The sequence below is a fragment of the Thalassotalea sp. 1_MG-2023 genome (genome assembly GCF_030546745.1).
In the GTDB taxonomy this organism is placed as follows: domain Bacteria; phylum Pseudomonadota; class Gammaproteobacteria; order Enterobacterales; family Alteromonadaceae; genus Thalassotalea_C.
Genome location: NZ_JAUOPD010000009.1, coordinates 120,200 through 140,393 on the forward strand (window position 1 = coordinate 120,200; position 20,194 = coordinate 140,393).

The 20,194-nt window shown below is 38.4% G+C and carries 16 protein-coding genes and 1 tRNA gene; 9 read left to right on the forward strand and 8 right to left on the reverse strand.

Annotation, left to right across the window (positions count from 1 at the left end; translation table 11 throughout):
* Positions 1-38: 38 nt before the first annotated feature.
* Positions 39-656 carry a TetR/AcrR family transcriptional regulator gene (locus Q4489_RS09430; RefSeq protein WP_303479467.1) on the reverse strand — a complete coding sequence of 206 codons (618 nt, stop codon included), beginning with the start codon at positions 654-656 and terminating at the stop codon, positions 39-41.
* A 119-nt stretch (positions 657-775) separates the two neighbouring features.
* Between Q4489_RS09430 and Q4489_RS09435 the strand changes: the two genes are divergently transcribed.
* Together Q4489_RS09435 and Q4489_RS09440 are read left to right on the forward strand one after the other, a co-directional pair.
* Complete coding sequence (locus Q4489_RS09435; RefSeq protein WP_303479472.1) at positions 776-1,516, forward strand: SDR family NAD(P)-dependent oxidoreductase; 741 nt, start codon at positions 776-778, stop codon at positions 1,514-1,516.
* A gap of 20 nt (positions 1,517-1,536) precedes the next feature.
* Positions 1,537-2,739: an MFS transporter gene (locus Q4489_RS09440; protein ID WP_303479474.1), complete on the forward strand. Its 1,203-nt coding sequence runs from the start codon at positions 1,537-1,539 to the stop codon at positions 2,737-2,739.
* Between the two features lie 8 nt (positions 2,740-2,747).
* Here Q4489_RS09440 and Q4489_RS09445 read toward each other — a convergent pair whose 3' ends face one another.
* On the reverse strand, positions 2,748-4,496 hold the full coding sequence (locus tag Q4489_RS09445) for a diguanylate cyclase (protein ID WP_303479476.1): 1,749 nt from the start codon (positions 4,494-4,496) through the stop codon (positions 2,748-2,750).
* Between the two features lie 447 nt (positions 4,497-4,943).
* On the opposite strand from Q4489_RS09445, the gene Q4489_RS09450 reads away from it, so the two are divergent.
* The 4 genes from Q4489_RS09450 (at position 4,944) to Q4489_RS09465 (ending at position 8,983) form a co-directional block, all read left to right on the forward strand.
* Positions 4,944-5,636, forward strand: coding sequence for a transposase (locus tag Q4489_RS09450; protein WP_303479477.1), 693 nt, complete (start codon positions 4,944-4,946; stop codon positions 5,634-5,636).
* Between the two features lie 158 nt (positions 5,637-5,794).
* Positions 5,795-7,006 carry a DUF262 domain-containing protein gene (locus Q4489_RS09455; RefSeq protein ID WP_303479478.1) on the forward strand — a complete coding sequence of 404 codons (1,212 nt, stop codon included), beginning with the start codon at positions 5,795-5,797 and terminating at the stop codon, positions 7,004-7,006.
* Between the two features lie 2 nt (positions 7,007-7,008).
* A complete protein-coding gene (locus tag Q4489_RS09460) occupies positions 7,009-8,079 on the forward strand; it encodes a DUF3696 domain-containing protein (RefSeq protein ID WP_303479479.1) in 1,071 nt (356 codons plus the stop codon).
* Between the two features lies 1 nt (position 8,080).
* Complete coding sequence (locus Q4489_RS09465; RefSeq protein WP_303479482.1) at positions 8,081-8,983, forward strand: type II toxin-antitoxin system RelE/ParE family toxin; 903 nt, start codon at positions 8,081-8,083, stop codon at positions 8,981-8,983.
* 135 nt (positions 8,984-9,118) lie between these two features.
* Here the strand turns inward: Q4489_RS09465 and Q4489_RS09470 are convergent.
* Both Q4489_RS09470 and Q4489_RS09475 read right to left on the reverse strand, forming a co-directional pair.
* Positions 9,119-9,195: transfer RNA gene (locus tag Q4489_RS09470), tRNA-Ile, on the reverse strand.
* Between the two features lie 162 nt (positions 9,196-9,357).
* Positions 9,358-12,105, reverse strand: coding sequence for a choice-of-anchor B family protein (locus Q4489_RS09475; protein WP_303479483.1), 2,748 nt, complete (start codon positions 12,103-12,105; stop codon positions 9,358-9,360).
* 222 nt (positions 12,106-12,327) lie between these two features.
* Between Q4489_RS09475 and Q4489_RS09480 the strand changes: the two genes are divergently transcribed.
* Both Q4489_RS09480 and Q4489_RS09485 read left to right on the forward strand, forming a co-directional pair.
* The gene (locus Q4489_RS09480) at positions 12,328-13,062 is read left to right on the forward strand and encodes an MbnP family copper-binding protein (RefSeq protein ID WP_303479485.1); all 735 of its coding nucleotides are present in this window, start codon (positions 12,328-12,330) and stop codon (positions 13,060-13,062) included.
* Positions 13,059-14,186 carry an MbnH family di-heme enzyme gene (locus Q4489_RS09485; RefSeq protein WP_303479488.1) on the forward strand — a complete coding sequence of 376 codons (1,128 nt, stop codon included), beginning with the start codon at positions 13,059-13,061 and terminating at the stop codon, positions 14,184-14,186. Before Q4489_RS09480 ends, Q4489_RS09485 begins: the two co-directional genes overlap by 4 nt.
* A 74-nt stretch (positions 14,187-14,260) precedes the next feature.
* Here Q4489_RS09485 and rpoD read toward each other — a convergent pair whose 3' ends face one another.
* The 4 genes from rpoD to rpsU all read right to left on the reverse strand — a co-directional run bounded on the left by rpoD (position 14,261) and on the right by rpsU (position 18,916).
* Positions 14,261-16,165, reverse strand: a complete 1,905-nt coding sequence (gene rpoD / locus Q4489_RS09490) for an RNA polymerase sigma factor RpoD (protein WP_303479534.1) — start codon at positions 16,163-16,165, stop codon at positions 14,261-14,263.
* 149 nt (positions 16,166-16,314) lie between these two features.
* Positions 16,315-18,069, reverse strand: coding sequence for a DNA primase (gene dnaG, locus Q4489_RS09495; protein ID WP_303479491.1), 1,755 nt, complete (start codon positions 18,067-18,069; stop codon positions 16,315-16,317).
* A gap of 152 nt (positions 18,070-18,221) precedes the next feature.
* Positions 18,222-18,668: a GatB/YqeY domain-containing protein gene (locus tag Q4489_RS09500; protein ID WP_303479495.1), complete on the reverse strand. Its 447-nt coding sequence runs from the start codon at positions 18,666-18,668 to the stop codon at positions 18,222-18,224.
* 32 nt (positions 18,669-18,700) lie between these two features.
* Positions 18,701-18,916, reverse strand: coding sequence for a 30S ribosomal protein S21 (gene rpsU / locus Q4489_RS09505; RefSeq protein WP_074500846.1), 216 nt, complete (start codon positions 18,914-18,916; stop codon positions 18,701-18,703).
* A 226-nt stretch (positions 18,917-19,142) separates the two neighbouring features.
* On the opposite strand from rpsU, the gene tsaD reads away from it, so the two are divergent.
* Complete coding sequence (gene tsaD / locus Q4489_RS09510; RefSeq protein WP_303479536.1) at positions 19,143-20,168, forward strand: tRNA (adenosine(37)-N6)-threonylcarbamoyltransferase complex transferase subunit TsaD; 1,026 nt, start codon at positions 19,143-19,145, stop codon at positions 20,166-20,168.
* Positions 20,169-20,194 lie beyond the last annotated feature (26 nt).

Below are 20,194 nucleotides of genomic sequence, written 5' to 3' on the forward strand. Positions count from 1 at the left end.
GGTGTGCGTTATTAAAGTTTTACCGCCAGTTTTGTACCTTACTGGCTAACTTTTGATTTGGTCAGTATTGGCCAAGTCAGTAGGCCAAATTCAGCTACTGAGAGAAGTGTTTCTTTTGAAGCGCCATCACGGGCTTGAATAGACATACCTTGTTGAAGGGTGATGTAAAACGTTGCAATGGCATGGCAATCAATTTCTGGATTCAGCATGCCGTTTTCAATATCCCGTTTTAACAAGGTAATAAGATTTTCTTTACTTTCTACCCGACACTCTTGCAGTGTATGGTGCACCGATAAATTTGTGTCATCTTGATTCATTGCTCCTAATATGATCAGACAACCTTTTGGTCTATTTAGGTGAGTAAATTCTTCTGCACTCAATGTTAATAGGGTTTTTATGGCTGCTTTGGCAGACTTTTCTTGCATGGTTTCAAGCCATATTTTACTGCCTTCTGTTGCGCGATAAAGAGTAACAACTTCCTTAAATAAAGCTTCTTTCGAACCAAAAGTTGAGTAAATACTAGGGGTGTTAATCCCCATAGAGGTTACGAGATCTGCCATCGAAGTATTATCGTAACCTTGTTGCCAAAAAGTCATCATGGCATGTCTAAGGGTCTCTGTTCTATCAAAATTACGTGGTCTTCCGCGCTTATTCATTATTGTGCTCCATGATGCGGTAAATTTATTTTATAATGATCGTTACAAAATAAAAAAATAATGCTACTGTATATTTTTGTAACGTTCGATACGTATATTAACAGATATAAGGAAAGAGTATGCAACGATTAAAAAATAAAGTAGCCCTTATCACCGGTGGTAGCAGAGGAATGGGGGCTGCAATCGCTGAGCGACTTGCGCAAGAAGGCGCTAACGTGGTGATTACCTATGTTAACAATGCGGAAAAAGCAAACGGTGTAGTGGCAAAAGTTAGAGATATGGGTAACAAAGCTTTTGCGGTCAAAGCCGATAATGCCGACCCTCAAGCAATAATGTCTGCTGTTGACGCAACAATAGCAGAGTTTGGTCAACTTGATATTTTAGTAAATAATGCGGGCATTTTTAGTCCAAAACCGATAGAAGCACTTACGCTAGAAGAGATCGATCAAACCCTTAACATTAACGTTCGTGCCGTAGTCATTGCTTCACAGGCAGCTGCTGCTCATATGAAGTCTGGTGGTCGAATAATTTCTATTGGCAGTAACCTTGCAGAGCGTGCGGTAATGCCGGGGTTAAGTTTATACAGCCTCAGCAAAGCTGCACTCATTGGTTTTACTAAGGGGCTAGCGCGTGATTTAGGTCAGAAAGGTATCACGGTTAATATCGTTCATCCAGGTTCTACAAATACGGATATGAATCCAGCAGATGGTGAATATAGCGATATGCAACGTAGTGCTATGTGTATACCGCGATATGCTGAGCCAAACGACATTGCCGGAGTTGTAGCTTTTCTTGCCAGCGAAGAAGGAAAATGCATGACGGCTTCCGGGTTAACCATTGACGGCGGCACTAACGCGTAATTATTACAGGGAGCATTAAGGTGAGAAATCAACCAAGCGTTAAAGCACCGAATAAGCTTGTGCTTTTGAACATTCTCGCCTTTTTATCTTTTGTGGTTGTTACAACCGAATTTGCCATGATAGGTTTTTTGCCTGAAATTTCGTTACAGCTTGGGGTTTCTTTAGCAAAAGCGGGGTGGTTTGTTACATGGTTTGCATTAGGCGCTGCGATGGCTGGGCCTTGTTTAACATTAATGGTGAACGTATTTGATACGAAACGTTATTTTATGTTCACCACCAGCGCTTTTACCTTGGCAAATGTTGTTGTTATTCTGCTGCCTCATTATGAAGTGATTGTTGTTGCTCGATTTATTCAAGGTGGGTTTTTACCCGTTATTTTAAGTATTATTGCCATGACAGCAGTCGATATCTCAGGTGATAATCATCAGCATTGGGCCATTTCCCGTGTCAACTTAGGGTTAGTAATTGCCACAGTGTTAGGTATTCCACTTAGTGCTTTTATCGCTGTGGAATATAATTGGCAGCTTACGTTCTTGCTGCTATCAATACTCGGCCTTTTTGCCATAGTGGGTATTGTATTTTATTTTCCAGCAGAAGTGCCTAAAAAAAGTATCGCTAATGAAAATGATAGGCCATTGTTATTACAACCATTGTTTTTATTACATTTAGTGTTATCAATGTTGTTATTCACAGCAATGTTTACTGTTTATACTTATATTTCTTCTTTTATCTTAACTGTAACTACGTTTAGTAACGCAGCAATAGGTTGGTTGTTGGTAGTCTTTGGTGGTGCTGGCGTGGTAGGTAATTGGCTGATTGGACGATCCACTTTTAAACAAATTCTGCAGCCAACCATTTATCTCATGTTAATTTTCTTTATGGCTGTTCTGCTACTGACTTTTATTGGCATTTATTGGAAGGTACTTGCCATAATCATACTAGCACTTTGGGGAGCTACACATATGGCCGCGTTTGTTATTACGCAGGTAAGAATAATGCAAGTAGCTAAAGATCATAAAGCATTTGCCTTATCACTTAATATGGCAATATGTAATTTAGGTATTAGTATTGGTGCAATGGTAGGAGGCTGGGTTTCTAGCCAATATGCGGTAGATATAATAGGTTATGTCGCTGGAGGCTTTGCCATGTTTACTGTGCTGATTGCTTTCATTATGCAAAAGGCAGAGGAAAACCAGCGACCCTATTCAAGCATTATTGAATAAGGTACTTTTTAAGCTTGAGCTAAAACATCGAGTTTTTCTTGTGTTAATTTCACTTGATTACGCCCTGCTGATTTTGCGTGATACAACGCTTTGTCAGCTGCATTAATAGCACTTTGTATGGTATCGCTAGTTAAATCTAATTGATGTACGCCAATACTCACCGTATAGGTAACAGGGTTTTGTTGTGTGTTTACTATCACTTCTTCACTGGCTGCTTGGCGGATCCTTTCGGCGACTTTATAAGCGTTATCACTATCACAACCTGGGAGTAATAATAAAAACTCTTCACCACCATAACGACAAACAATATCATTATCTCGCTGATGCTGCATAAGTAACTTTGCAAACGTGATAATGATATCATCCCCCATCGAGTGGCCATAATTGTCGTTGATGGTTTTAAAGTGATCAATATCAATTACCATAATACTAATAGTATTTTGCTTTTCTTTAGCATCATGTATTGCTTGCTGAGCCGCTTTTTGAAAATACCGACGATTAAATAGCTCTGTCATCGGGTCAGTTTCAGCTAAGCGCTTCAATTCTTCCTGTTTACCTTTTATGCGCTCTAGCTCTTTAATACGATAAGATAAAACGAATGCCATCATTAATGCTTCTAATAAAATTCCAATGCCCACACCGTGGCTGTTTATTTGATTGAAATCACTTAACCCCTTGTAATAGAAAACCGCTAGCATGTTAAAAATAATGAACATTGAGTGGCCTAAAAAGAAGTATTTAGCCAGTGGTTCACGTTTTCGCCATAAAGAAATAGAAACCCCAAAGGTGATAAGCATCATTGTGGCAGCTAATGTACTGGCAGGCTTCAATGCTGCAGAGATATCAAATAAACTATAAATAAAATCGCCTACCAAAAGAACTAATAACAAACTTAGCGCAAGGTGTTCTTTAGGGTAACGCTTCTTCGTGTCAAAAATTAGCATAATAAATAACACTAAAAAGCTTGGCATACTTAAGACATTAGAATTTAACTGGAACACTTCTGCACTAAATACACCGAAGAAATTGGCTGCAACACCGTACGATAGAGATACCCAGATCGTGCCTGAAATTAGATATAACGCGTAAACGAAATTTTCTACTTTACGTGCTGAAATATACAAAAAGAAATTATAAATCATCAGCGCTAGCATCATCCCTACTAATAACGCAATGTACTTACCCGTACCAACTAATGCTTGCTTTGAAGCTTGCTCGTCATACATGCTTAACTGAAACCACTGATGAGAAAAAGATTCATTCTTTACATAAATCGCTTTCGTTTCATTTGCTGCAAGTGTAAATGGAAAAACAGCTGTACCACCATACATAAGTGGCTTTTTGCCAGATTGATAAAGTGGGATATCGAATTTTTCAAGCACTTTCTTGTTTTGAGTTTCATAAAAACTGACAAACTTTAAGTGATAAGCATGAGGGTGATGTAAATAAAGTGTGATGGCTTGCTGCTGCTGATTATGTACCTTTATTTTAGCCCAAGTAAATTTGGCATCTGTGCCTAGTGATAATTTACTCACTATTGGGGTAAATCGCTGCAACAATATATCGTTTATCAACATACTCTCTGAGTTATCCACAAAATAACTCATGGAGAACTCTGTTAATTCAACACTGGAAGATTTAATCAGTACACTGGGTTCATCAAAAGGTGTACTAAATGCAGAATTTGAAATGAAAAGCGACGGAAAAACCATAAAAATAACTAAAAATAATTTAAGGATATTGATTCGTACTTCCATGATTTTTCTCTGTTTATTAGCGCTATGCGTCAAATGTAATTCTCACTTTTTTTTGGGTAAAAGTCGAGAACTACGTGATTTTATAGATAAATATGCGCTGAGTTAACATATGTTGAGTTTATTTGTTTTACTTTTATCGCATTATAAAATGCATGTTTTGGTTTGACTGAATGAAAACGTGGCAGAACTCTACACTAGTATGTAGCGTTATTAATTGACCTAAATCAAACGTGAGTGTTTGAAAAAAGTGAAAACAAAAACTAAGCGAGTCGAAATTTAGCTAGTACATTATGCATTATCAATACTTCGACTCGTTATTAATAAAGGGACAGACCACGTTTAATGAATCGGATCTGTTTTTTGTTTATTATTCTTTTGAATTAGCCATTACTGGCGGAGTTGTTTTTTGGTGCTATAGTTTTGGTTCAATATGCAAGGATGCTTATTATGCCAAGACGTGCAAGAGTGACATTACCTAATGTCGCTCATCATATTATTCAACGTGGAAATAACCGCCAAGCTTGTTTCTACTGTCAACAAGATTATCAAAACTACCTAAGCTGGCTCAAAGAGTATGCAAAGGAATATTATTGTTATATTCATGCATTCGTTTTAATGACCAATCATATTCATATACTAGTAACACCTGAATATCCTAATAGCCTAGCACTTATGATGAAGCAATTAGGCCAGCGTTATGTACAGTACATCAATCGGACATATAAACGAAGTGGAACGTTATGGGAAGGGCGCTTTAAGTCATGTTTGGTACAAAGTGAGGAATATGTATTAAGTTGTTATCGCTATATAGAGCTAAACCCAGTAAGGGCTAATTTGGTATCAACGCTTAATGAGTATAATTGGAGCAGTTTTCACCATAATGGATTGGGCGAACGAAACGATTTGATCACTGAACACCCATTTTATATAGCGCTTGGAAACAATAATAGCGAGAGAATTACATCATATCGGCATTTATTTGATTCAACATTAACCATCAAGACTATTGAACAAATTCGAAATACTACCAATGGAAATTATGTTTTAGGAAACAATAAATTCAAGCAAGAAGTTGCAAAAGTGCTTGGTCGCCGAGTTAGGCCAGGTAAACCAGGAAGACCTCGAAACGACAATAGATAAACGTGGTCTGTCCCTGAGCTATCCCGAAACGACAATAGATAAACGTGGTCTGTCCCTGAGCTATCCGAATAGCTGAACCTTTTTTTCAATCTGTTTTGAATGTGAATAGTTTCTGGTTAGAATGAACGTAATTATTTTGGCTTGTAGGGATTTATTGCGTGGATACTGACAATAGAATTAGTGTAATTTCTAATGACGATGACTTTGATGAAGAGTTTGAAGAGGAAATTTTGGAGCCATTTGATCCTGATAAAATATCAATTGAGCAAAAAGTTGTATCTATGGATGCAATTAAAAGACGCTTAAAGCAGGGGACGATTAAACTAGCACCAGATTTTCAACGAAGTGAAGTTTGGGATGAAACACGAAGAAGTCAGTTGATCGAGTCTATAATGCTCAAAATACCATTGCCTATGTTTTATGTAGCGGCAAATGAGTCAGGTGAATGGGAGGTTGTAGATGGTCTTCAGCGTCTTTCTACAATCCGAGATTTTCTACTTTCCAACCCTGATACAGGTCTACCTTTAAAGCTTCAAAAACTTGAATTTTTGCATAAAAAATTTGGAGGTATGACATTTTCAAAGATGGAAGACGATCCTAAGTGCCAAAGAGTTTTAAATACAATTTTGGAAACAGAGCTTCGATTTACTGTTATTAACCCAGGTACACCAGAAGAAGTTAAAAGAAACATATTTAAAAGGATCAATACTGGGGGCTTACCGTTAACTACACAAGAAATAAGACATGCTTTATATCAAGGAATTTCAACGGCTTTATTAACGGAGTTAAAAGATAATAGTTACTTCATTAATGCGATCAACTCTAAACTAAATGATAAGCGTATGGCTGTTAGGGAACTAATTCTTCGTTTTGTTGCATTTTATGTACTAGATAAAAAAGATTTTAAGGCTAACCTTGAGAAATGGTTAAGCGATTCAATGAGAGTGATAAATTTACTCCCTGATTTAGACCATAAAAAATTATTGAAAATTTACCCTGAAGGTAATATTCCAAATATTCGCTGTAATGAAGTTAGAATCATTACTCATAAGTTCCAACTAGCAATGTATAGAGCTAAAGAGCTATTCGGCAATCATGCATTTAGAAAATCTACTATTTTTGATGAGAAGAAATCACCTATCAATAAAGCGCTATTCGAATGTTGGTCAAATATACTATGTGAATTATCGGATGATAGGTTCAATATATTGTTAAAACATAAACAGGAATTTATTGAGCAATATAGAATTATGTTAAAAGAAGATTCAAATTTGTTAAACTCAATCAGTCGACATGCATCTCAAGCAATTCGAGGGGTTTCATATAGGTATAATGCCTTTAATAACCTCATATCTAGTTTTGTGGATTAATTATGTTCAATTTAGTTAGCTTAAAAGGCTTTAAGTCTTTTCGAGATTTAGATTTACCGTTAAAAAATCTGACATTGTTTTCAGGGCTTAATAACAGTGGTAAAAGTTCTATAATTCAGTCAATCAGAATGTATGCTAGAGCATCAGAGGGAAAATCTCCTTATATTGATGGCTTCGGCACAATTAAAGAGCTACGCTCTAAGTTTGTAAACCCTGAATCTTTAATTGAAATATCACTTCAACATGATAGAAATGGGATAGATACGCTTGCACTTCATGAAAAAGATGAGTTACAAATATATCCAACGTTATCTCCAATTATTTCATATTTATCTGCCGATCGTTTAGGGCCGCAAACTTTTCTTCCATTGAGTAATGATGAAAATTCTATTCCTAAATTAGGAGACAGAGGTGAATATGTCTATGAATTTATAGATAAGCTGGCTTGGAGTATTGTTCCACAATCTATACTGCACGAATGTAGTGAAGGAGAAACTTTACCTTTGGCTTTAAAGGGCTGGTTATCTGAAATATCACCAAACCTTGAGTTTCATTATATATTTAATAAGAAAGCAGATATTGCACAAGCAGAGTTTAATTCTTACCGCTCTAAAAATGTAGGGTTCGGCATTAGTCATGCCTTACCTGTTATCGCATCTTTATTAGGTCATGTTGCTCAACGTCCCTTGCATGATTGGGATTTTGATTGGGGTAAGGAATGGGATCAAAGGCGAGAGAATAGCACTTTAGTTTTAATAGAAAACCCCGAAACACATATTCATCCTAAGGGACAGACGGCGATGGGAGTTTTAATTGCCTTAGCTGCCTCTCATGGTGCACAAATTATTGTTGAAACACATAGTGATCATTTAATGGACGGCATTAGGTTAGCCTGTAAGAACAAATTAATCTCACATGATAAAGTCATTTTTCACTATTTATCTAAAGAAAGTATTGACTCCGAAACTAATATTCAGACGCCTAAAATGGATGAAAATGGAAAGTTGGATTTTTGGCCTAATGGTTTTTTTGATCAGTCACTTAAGGTGAGGGCTAAATTAGCAAGGAAATAAAATGGAGCATTTGCTTTGTATTAATACAAATAGTTTTCCCGCTGTAAATAAAGAGGAAGCAATTTCCTTGTTTATGAGCTCTTTACAAGGCGTCTTGGAATTGTTTGTAGGTGATGATGATAGAGTTGTATTTTATCTAGATACTGATAACAATGCAGGATTGCAAGAGCTAGAACTGAGTTCAGGGTTTTTCTTTAATGATTTCCTTTTACACCTAGAGGAACGAAATGAATTAGATTTACTAACAGTCTTATATGAAATTATTGATAAATCACCAGCGTTGGATTATTTTAACGACGAACAATTAGATAATATTAGCCAGTATACCTATTACATAGCGGGTTATGGTCTACATGATAGGCCTGAAGTTTTTAGCATATCTAATTATTTTAACGCAAAGCTTTTTAGCCTCGAAACTGGTGGGTTGTGGCGAAACCATAAACTCACTTTCACCAGAACAGAAGCGGGAGAATACAATTCATATACTGTTGTAATTGACAATATAGCAAACAAAGAACATGGAAGGTTGCTTTCTGAAGAATACAGTGCGGTTGAATTGTCTAATGCTTGTCCCAATAGCATAATTTCATCGAATCTAACTGATTGGTTTAATGGGCTAGATTCTAACAACAAACTTGTCGTTTATAACAAACTAAGATACTGCAATCAAAGGGGGTTTAGAGGTAATGAACCTTTGTTTAAGCAGCTTCAGAACGCTGACTCTATTTGGGAAGCAAGATTTGATGCATATTCTGGTGGGACTATAAGAGTTCTTTACAAGCTTCATGACCAAGTAAATATTTTACTACTAGGTTTCATAAAAAAATCAAACAATGAAGGTTATGATACGAATATTGAAAGAGCTAAAAGAATATTCGATGAAATGACAAACGCTGAAGCTTAAGTATACTTTTAATCGTTCAGTACTTCTGTCAGCATGAGCGAATTATAAAATGTCTAATAGCTACAAATTTGCTACTTTTTGAAGGTGACCTTAATAAAAGTTAGTAGGTAATTACGCTGAAAGCTTTGAATTAAATGGTGGCCCCTCCCAGACTTGAACTGGGGACCTACCGATTATGAGTCGGGTGCTCTAACCAACTGAGCTAAAGGGCCATTTATTTGAAAGGTGATTGTGAATGCTTTCACAAATCGGCGTGCAGTATAAGCATTTTTTATTTTAATGTCACCACTAGAACTTTAAATTTTATCAATGATCTGTTTGTTAGCTTATTTGTTGAGCAATACAGCACTAATAGCTGCATTGCTCAAGCGTATTTAGCGCCTAATATGACGAACAACTAACATTGGTATCATCAGAAATGTTAACCAATACCATGAACCACCACCACTACTACCGCCAGAGTTTGGTTCTGTTACCGTTGGCGCAACAACGGTTATTTCAATGCTTTCTGTAGTCGTAGCACCTCTAAAATCAGTAGCGGTAAAGCTAAAGGTTAAATTTGTAGCGCTATTAGGAGCGATAAAGCTAGCTTCTAATTGGTCTGCATTGGTGAGTTCCACATTTGTGCCCGCAGTTTGTTGCCATTGGTAGGTCATATCATCATTATCGTTATCTTGAGCTGTTGCGGTTAAGTTCACTGTTTGACCAGTATTTACTTGGAAATTTTCGCTTAAAGTAACGTTTGGCGCGTTGTTTGTGTCATCGTCAGCAATGGTAATCGTGATGGTACCATTTGTACCAATACGACCGTTGGCAATGGGTGAGAGCGTTAAACTAAAGGTTTCTGCTTGTTCTTCCAGTTCATCGTCAATTATTGTTAAATCGATATACTGTGTCTCATTATTACCGTCAGCCCATGTTAATTGGCCAGCAGCATCAAGTACATCATCTCCAACACTGGCTTGAATGCCTGTTAATTGATATGCGAAGCTGATCTCACCTTGTGAATTACCAAGGCGATTAACGGCGATAGATAGCGTTTCTTGTGTCTCTGGCACTTGTGTTTCTGCAAGGGCAAATGATGCCGCGCCAAAGTCAGGCTCTCCATTAATGGTTACGGTTATGTAGCTATTATGACCCAATGAAGCACCATTAGAAGGGTTAAAAAGCTTAACGAAAAAGGTCTCGTTATTTTCAACACCTATATTGTTTTCAGATATATCTACTTCAATGGTTTTTTGGGAATTGTCATTGGCTGCCCAAGTAAGAGAACCATTCGCTACCTGAAAATCATTGCTATCAGCGCTGCCAGGCAAAATAACATAGTCAACTGAAACCTCATTGCTCGTGGCATCTGCATTATTGCGCTCAATGGTGATTGACAATGTTTCATTATCATTTGTGGTAATATTTGCTTGGCTAAAGGCAACCGTGCCTTGTGCTTCGTCTAGCGTATTATCTTTAAAGATAAACAAACCGCTGTTGATATCACTGACAATAATATTGCCAGAGGGGAGAAAAGGGTAAACTCCCCAAGCGCCATTAAAACTCGCGTTATCGCTTGGTGTGAAGGTATCAAAAAAGCCCACTTGTTCAGGTGATGCTGGATCGGTAATATCTAATACCGTTAAGCCTCGTTCATAGTTTGACATGTAATAGCGATTACCACGTACAAAACCATTATGGTCAATCGCTTTGCTGTCACCTATCCATGTACCCACTTGTGTAGGGGCTTTTAAATTAGTTATGTCGAAAATGCGCAGAGTTGTATTAATTCCTAAATTAACTTCATCAAGCTCGTCATGCACAAAGACATAATTATTGTCTTCGGTTGACCAACCAGAATGTACGTATTGTGCACCAGAATAACTTGCGCGACCTAAGCCGGTTGTTTTAGCTGTGTCTGTAATATCCCATAGTAAAAATTCCGACTCATTGAAGTCGAAAAAGATAGTGCAAAAGGCTTGAGCATTAACACAATCAGTATCTTTTCGGCTATCTTTGATGGTCATAGATGCACCATCATGTGTATATGGTCGAGAACCTACGGAAAGTTCTGATTGATAGCTGTCAGTAAGTTGCGTTAGCGTTTTAGGGTTGGTTAAATCATAATTAAGAAATTGTCCCGTTTTTTTATTGGTGCCGGCCAAATGTAAAATCGGTGTAGTGTTTGGATGCGCAATATTAAGGCTATAATCCACATTTGAAATATAAACGTTATGGGCGTTATAAACGGTTTGATTTTTTTCTATCACATTGATTGAATGGGGTAAATTATTTAAATCAATGATCGTGACATATTCGGTATTACTTGGAGAGGCGCCATCTAAGGTGACATAGGCATAAGCCTGCCATAAGCTAATGTTTTTATCAAAATATTGATAAACTTTAATATCTCGCCAAACAACGGCTCTGCCATTTACTGCACCTACCTCTGTCGGGTTACTAGGGTCGCTTACATCTATAACCGCTGCGCCACGCTCTAAACCAATAATGGCGTATTCTTTACCCGTGTTTAAATCAACATGTCCCCAAATATCACTGGCAGCACCGCTATTTGTTGATAATTCGCTTAAGGGTAAGTGACCGAGCAAATCAATATTATTGCAATCAAAACTGCCCGCCTTACCATTAACACAGTTAACGTTTTGTTGGACAGATTGCATGCTTTGATAAGCTGTTAGCTTAGCTTTTAATCTATCGTCTTTTTTAAGTGCTTTACGATCTGTAATGATGTTAAAACCATGACTGGCAAGTTCGTTAGCAAATTCATGAGGAATACCTACAAGAGTAGAAATATTGGTTGCTGGGCTTTGGCTTTGGTAGTGATCAAATTTATTATAACCACCGCGTATTGGTACAATTTTACTTTTTAAATAAAAAAGTTCGTTAGTGTCGTTGATATGATATTCGCCACTAGCGACTAATACTTTGTCGCCTTTATTCGCTTGTGTTACAGCGTATGCAATCGTTTTACAGGGGCGTAAAGCGTTATCGCACTTTCCAATATCTTTTCCATCAGGGGCAACAAATCGTGCTCTGTCGTGCTCTGAATGGGCTAACGCTTGTGTAGTTAATAATGCCGATATCAGTAATAGAATCGCGCTTAAGGTGGTTCTCATTATAGAATGTCCATTTTTACATTGAATTCACTTTCTTTAGTATAACTTAACAATTTGGGCATAAAGTTTTAACTTATATATGAAATTAATAATGTGGTGTGTGTATTAATTAGTTGTCAGTATTGGCGTACTATACTTGTAAACTCACTGGCTTTTTGGTCACTATTTATGAATAATATCTATGTTAGCTGTTTATTTTTGTGACTGATTATAAGGTTTTTAATGAAGTACCTAACTTGGATATACATAGCGTTTTTGTTCACAATCATAGGTTGTTCGCAAGCAAATAAAAAGCATCTAATAACGGTAGATATTCTTTATCAAGGAATTCCGCTTAATTGTAATTCGCTGCTAGCCAATAAGTGGCAATTGTCGCAATTATATTTGTATCTCAGTGATATCGCTGTTTTGAATGAACAACAAAAATGGCAACCAGTAATGTTGGCTGAAACCCCTTCTCAGCATCAAAACGTTGCTTTGCTCGGGGTAAATTGCGCTGATGAAACAAATGCAACTTGGCAGCTTGAACTTTCAGATAACCTAAAAGGCAAGCAACTAAAAGCCACTGTGGGTGTGCCTTTTGATTTAAACCATCAAAACCCAATGATGCAACAAAGCCCATTAAATGTGCCAAATATGTTTTGGGTATGGCAAACCGGCCATAAATTTATGCGCTTTGAAATGCAAAGTAATACTGAGAATTGGTTGTTTCATTTAGGATCAACAGGTTGTTCATCTGCCAGTGCACTTAGATCACCCAAACAAGCATGTGTACACCCCAATCGAGTAAGTATTTCGTTAGGAAAAATCAAGCAGGGTGTTGTTCAGTTGGATATTGCGCCATGGTTTAATGATATTGTTTTTAGTGAACAAAGTAACTGTAAAAGTGCACGAGATAATATTGCTTGCCAATTAATCTTTGCCAATATTGCACGCCGTACGCCGAATTCGCTATGAAAATATACTCTCTAATTCTGATAGCATGTTTGCTGTTGATTATTGCTTGTGGCAAAGATGCTAAGCCACCTGAGTATCAATGGCCAATAATGGCTGGTTTTCCTAAACCTCAAGTACCCGCTGATAACCCGATGAGTGAAGCAAAGGTCATGCTTGGCAGAAAAATTTTCTATGATAATGCATTGTCGTTTAATCAAACTCAATCTTGCGCTAGTTGTCATCAGCAAGCGTTTGCTTTTGCAGAAAGTAGGCACACTTCTACTGGAGCAACAGGGCAGGCTCATCGACGAAATGCTTTAGCATTGGTTAATGTGGCATATAATAAAACACTGACTTGGGCACATGATGGTATTACGTCTATTGAGCAGCAAGTGTTAATTCCCATGTTTGGAGAAGCGCCCATTGAACTTGGCATCACTCAACACGAAGAAACTGTGCTTAATCGTTTTAAGCAGGGAGATTATCCCGCGCTATTCTCTGCGGCATTTCCCGATGAAAGTATTTCTTTTGTGACAATTTCTCAGGCACTTGCAAGTTTTGTCAGAAGTTTGATTTCATTGGATGCCCCCTTTGATCAATACGCTTACCAAGGGGAAGATACTGCAATTTCTGAGGCGGCAATTCGCGGCATGAACTTATTTTTCTCAGAAAAGTTAGAATGTCATCATTGCCATGGAGGTTTTAATTTTACCCAATCAACCAGTCATGAACGGCAAATTCTAGATCGTCGTCCTTTTCATAATACCGGTTTATATTTTACTGATAGCACGAAAGGCTATCCGAGCAAAGATATTGGCCTAGCAGAGGTGTCTGAAATTATGCGAGATAACGGACGTTTCAGAGCGCCAACGCTAAGAAATATCGAAGTTACCGCACCTTATATGCATGATGGCAGTATTACAACGTTAGGTGAGGTATTAGACTTTTATGCTGCTGGTGGTAGAAGCTTGATGCAAGGTGAATTTGTTGGTGACGGCAGGAAAAATCCGTTAAAAAGTCCATTTGTTCGAGGCTTTGAAATGACTGAACAAGACAAGCAAGATTTACTGGCATTCTTAGCAACACTTACGGATCAAACGTTCTTAACTAACCCAAAATTCGGGCCACCAGAACAGGTAAAATAGCGTTTAATAGTCATGATTGTTAGACAAAAAAAATCCAGCCACTTGGCTGGATTTTTCATTTTTATTTGACCTGCTTATTCACCGTCTAAGAAACTCTTAAGTTGCTCAGAGCGAGAAGGATGGCGAAGCTTACGTAATGCTTTTGCTTCAATTTGACGAATACGTTCACGTGTTACATCAAACTGTTTACCCACTTCTTCAAGCGTGTGATCAGTATTCATATCAATACCAAAACGCATACGTAATACTTTAGCTTCACGCGCAGTTAGCCCAGCGAGTACTTCGTGTGTTGCGTCTTTAAGGTTTTCAGATGTTGCTGAGTCAACGGGTAATTCACCACTGCCATCTTCAATAAAATCACCTAAGTGCGAATCTTCATCATCGCCGATGGGGGTTTCCATTGAAATTGGCTCTTTGGCAATTTTTAATACCTTACGAATTTTATCTTCAGGCATTATCATACGTTCTGCTAATTCTTCTGGAGTAGGCTCTCTACCCATTTCTTGAAGCATTTGGCGAGAAATACGATTTAGCTTATTGATGGTTTCAATCATATGCACAGGAATACGGATTGTACGGGCTTGGTCAGCGATTGAACGCGTAATAGCCTGACGGATCCACCATGTTGCATAGGTAGAAAATTTGTAACCACGACGGTATTCAAATTTGTCTACTGCTTTCATCAAACCAATATTACCTTCTTGGATAAGATCTAAGAATTGTAAACCACGGTTTGTGTATTTTTTCGCGATAGAAATTACGAGTCGTAAGTTAGCCTCTACCATTTCTTTTTTCGCACGGCGAGCTTTTGCTTCACCAATTGACATACGACGGTTAATGTCTTTAATGCCATGTACGTTTAAAAAGGTTTCTTGTTCAAGGTGACCAAGTTTTTGAATACAACGTTCAACGTCTAATTCTACATCAGCTAATTTAGTTGACCATGCCTCACCAGCTTCTTGCTGTGCAACAAACCAATCTTTAGATGTTTCATTACCTGGAAAAATCTTGATAAAAGTTGCTTTTGGCATGCCTGCGCCAACAACACAGTGCTTCATGATCAAACGTTCTTGAACACGTAACTTGTCCATAACCTGACGCATGTTCTTAACAAGTTTGTCAAAAACCTTCGGTACAAGTCTGAATTCTTTAAATACTTCAGCTAGTTCATCAATGGCCGCAACGGCATCTTTATGTACACGGCCTTTTGCATCAATGATTTTATTTGCCGCTTCATATTTTTCACGAAGCATACCGAACTTTTCACGAGCAAGTTCAGGATCTGGCCCTGTATCTTCTTCCTCTTCATCTTCGTCATCGTCAGATTTGTCTTTATCTTTTTCAAGATCTTCGTCTTCATCGTCCAATTCTTCTTCAGAAAGTTCTGAACCAATATGCGTTGCAGCTGCCGGAATTTCATCTTCTTCGGCATCAGGGTCAAGAAACCCTAAAATTATATCGCTTAAACGGCCTTCTTCTGCTTCAAAGTTATCCCATTGTTCAAGCAAGTAGTTAATTGCAGGGGGATATTCAGCAACAGAACGCTGTACTTCTTTAATACCTTCTTCGATACGTTTGGCGATTACAATTTCGCCCTTACGTGTTAGAAGTTCAACAGTACCCATTTCACGCATATACATACGTACTGGGTCAGTTGTTCTACCAATTTCACTCTCAACAGTCGCTAATGCCTGTGCCGCTGCTTCAGCAGCGTCTTCATCAGTATTAGCTTCTGACATCATTAATGTATCGCTGTCAGGGGCATGTTCAAATACTTGAATACCCATGTCATTGATCATTCGAATAATGTCTTCAACTTGATCTGAATCTATGATGTCTTGAGGAAGATGATCGTTAACCTCGGCAAAAGTTAAGTAACCTTGTTCTTTACCTTTGGTTATTAACTCTTTGAGTCTAGATTGTGGGGCTTGATCCATTGACGAGTGTCCACCTGTTTTTTGACGATAAAATACGAACAGTAAAGCCGAAAATTTTAGCAAATTGATTGTAAAATTACCAGCGATAATATCTGTTGGTTTGTACTATTTATGTTTAATACCTTGTGAAAATAAACGTTAGTTAACTCACATGATATAAATTATAGCAAGTTTACAAAAATAAATGCCTGTTAAGCATTTAATAATATTTGTAACTCTTGCTTCTCTTGCGGCGTCATGCCATCTGTTCTGGCTTTTGCCAGTAAATATTCCGTTCGTTGTTCTACAAACTGGTTTAACAGTTTTTCAATACTGTCTAAAAATACTTGCTCGGCAGCGTCGTCGACTACGAGGTGCTGCCAACACATTAATTTGGTTAATTGCTCACCTTCAGTTGTACCTCGAAAGTGCTCTAGCAATTGCGCACTGTTAGCTTCTGGGTTTTGTGAACACAGTATAATCAATTGATTCAGCAATGCTACGCCAGGCAATTCTACGCCTGCTAACATGTTTAAATCTGGCAGTGCTTTTACTATATGGGGATGCTCAATCAATAATGCAATGGCTAGCCTTACAGGGGTAACTTTTGCTGGTTTTGTAGCCGCTTTAATGGCTGTTTTTTTGTTTCTACTTTGTAATTCACGTAAACGCTTTTCACTGGAGATACTGAATCGAGAGGCCATTTCTTCAATCAATGCATTTTTGATCATACTATCAGGCATTTTGTTGAGTAAGGGTTGTAATTGATCAATTAACGCGGCTTTTTCTTCATGGGTTTTCGCTGGGTTATCTGCTAAAAATTTATCAAAGATAAACTTAGATAAAGGGGATGCATCAGCGAGCACTTGCTCAAAGCCTTCTTTACCGAGCTGTCTAACTAATGAGTCAGGGTCTTCACCGTCTGGCAGAAAAACAAACTTTAAGGTGATACCATCTTGAATTAACGGTAGCGCATTTTCCATGGCTCGCCATGCAGCATCTTTTCCGGCGCGATCACCGTCATAGCAACAAATGACTTCTTTTACGGTCCGAAAGAGTGTTTGAACTTGTTCAGCTGTGGTTGAAGTGCCTAAAGAGGCGACAGCGTAGTTTATACCGTGTTGCGCAAGTGCTACTACGTCCATATAACCTTCAACAACAACTAAACGCTGTAATTGTTTATTGGCTTGTTTTGCTTCGAATAAGCCGTATAACTCTTGCCCTTTGTGATAGATTCGTGTTTCGGGCGAGTTTAAATATTTTGGTGTGCCATCACCTAACACTCGGCCACCAAAGCCAATAACACGGCCACGTTTATCGTGAATAGGGAACATTATGCGGCCACGAAACCTGTCATAAGGTTGGTTACGTTCCCCTTGTATTGCCATGCCTAAATCAATTAATTGTTGACGAGAGTCGCTTGTTTGGCCGTAAACTTTCATCATGCCATCCCATTGATCGCTGATATAGCCAATACCGAATGTTTTGGCAATTTGTCCGCTTAAACCGCGGCCTTTCAAGTAATCAATGGCGACTTGTTTATCATCGGAAACTTTTAACTGTTGTTGATAAAATCGACTTATGTTTGCCATAAGTTCGTAATCATTTTGTTTTTGCTGATAGGCTTGATGTTGCTGTTTAAGTTGCGCAGGTGTCTGATGAGATTGCTCTCTTGGCACATCCATTGAGTAAAAACTGGCTAATTCTTCTATCGCATCGGGGAACTCTAAACGATCAAACTCCATTAAAAATGAAATAGCATTGCCGTGTTCACCACAACCAAAACAGTGATAAAATTGTTTATCAGGACTGACTGAAAAAGAAGGTGACTTTTCGGTATGAAAAGGGCAGCATGCTTGATAGTTTTTCCCTGCTTTTTTTAAAGGTACACGAGCATCTATAATTTCAACAATATCAGCGCGAGCTAATAAGTCGTCGATAAACTGTCTCGGGATCATCCCGGCCATATCGATTATCCTCGTGTTAGGTTAAGCGGGTTAAAAAGTGTTTAAACACATTGGTAATATACGTTACCGTAAAATGGTTTAGTTTTCACTTTCAGGGATAAAAAAACCGCAAATGTTGCCATTTACGGTTCTTACAAAACGTGCTTGATTAGTTAGCTATTTAATGTAGCTCTAACTTGTCCGCTTACGGCACCTAAATCAGCTCTGCCTTGCATCTTCGGCTTTAAAATAGCCATCACTTTACCCATGTCTGCCATTGAGCTTGCGCCCGATTCAGCAATCGCGTTTTGAATTAGCGTTGCTATTTCATCATCGCTAAGTGCTTGCGGTAGAAAGGTTTCAAGTGTTGATACTTCGGCTTGCTCAATTTCTGCAAGTTCTGTGCGACCACCTTCATTGTACATTTTGATTGATTCTTTGCGTTGCTTAACCATTTTGGTCAAAATCGCAATGATATTCTCATCTGTAGCTTCTGTATTGTGGTCAATTTCTGCTTGTTTAATCGCAGATAACGCCATGCGAATAACGCCAAGACGAATTTTGTCTTTGGCACGCATAGCGTTTTTCATTTCGCTTTTGAGTTGTTCTAGTAGGCTCATGCTACTCACTCAGATATGCAACTAAGGTTGGCTTAGTACATACGAACGCGACGTGCGTTCTCACGAGATAATTTCTTAGCAGCGCGCTTAACAGCAGCAGCTTTTTTGCGCTTACGCTCCCAAGTTGGCTTCTCGTATGATTCGCGACGGCGAACTTCTGATAAAATTCCTGCTTTTTCGCAAGAACGTTTGAAGCGACGTAACGCTACGTCAAATGGTTCGTTTTCTCTAACTTTAATTACTGGCATTGTGCCTCTTACCTTAGTTGAATCTCTATAGATTTGACGAAGAGCTTTACGTAATTTTGATGAAAATTACCTTACTTCCGCCCACTCTGTTAAAAAATGGTGCGGTATTCTACTGCCACAGCGTGTAGAAAGTAAAGTTTAATTTTGCTTTTCTCTGGTGAAATGCGACTTTGCTAGGTAAAATCGCCGCCAAGTTGATTAATCTATGACAAGTGAATCGGTAAGTATGCGAATTTTAGGTATTGAAACCTCTTGCGATGAAACAGGTATTGCTATTTATGATGAAGAAGCAGGTATTTTGTCTCATCGTTTATATAGCCAAATTAAAGTACATGCTGATTATGGTGGCGTGGTGCCTGAATTAGCTTCGCGTGATCATGTTAGAAGAACGTTACCGTTAATTAAAGAAGTTTTCGCTGAGGCAGGCATGACGCCAAAAGACATTGATGGTGTGGCGTATACGTCTGGCCCTGGGTTAATCGGTGCGCTGTTTGTAGGTTGCTCTATTGGTAGAAGCTTAGCGTACGGTTGGAATTTACCCGCGGTACCTGTTCATCATATGGAAGGGCACTTGTTAGCCCCCATGTTGGAAGACGACGTACCTGAATTTCCTTTTGTTGCCTTACTTGTTTCTGGTGGCCATACACAGCTTGTTCGGGTAAATGGTATTGGCCAGTATGAAATGTTGGGTGAATCTGTAGATGATGCTGCAGGTGAAGCATTTGATAAAACAGCCAAATTGCTTGGCTTAGATTATCCAGGTGGTCCAGTGCTGGCCAAAATGGCCGAACGTGGCAATAGTGGCCGCTATAAGTTTCCACGACCAATGACAGATCGCCCAGGGTTAGATTTTAGCTTCAGCGGTTTAAAAACCTTTACAGCTAATACTATTCGTAAAGAGCAAGCCGCTGGTAATTTTGACCAGCAAACCCACGCTGACATTGCTTTCGCTTTTCAAGAGGCCGTGGTCGATACCTTAGCGATAAAATGCAAACGAGCACTAAAACAATGTCAGCTAAACCGCTTAGTGATTGCTGGTGGAGTGAGTGCCAATACAGCATTACGTGAAAAACTAGCACATATTACGCAAAAGTTAGGTGGTAAAGTGTATTATCCTCGTCCTGAATTTTGTACTGATAATGGCGCGATGATCGCCTATGCTGGTATGCAGCGTTTAAAAGCAGGGGTTTTTGCTGACTTAAGCTTTAAGGCAACACCAAGGTGGCCATTAGATACTTTACCTGCAATATAAAACCACTTCGTATAAAAGTGTCAATA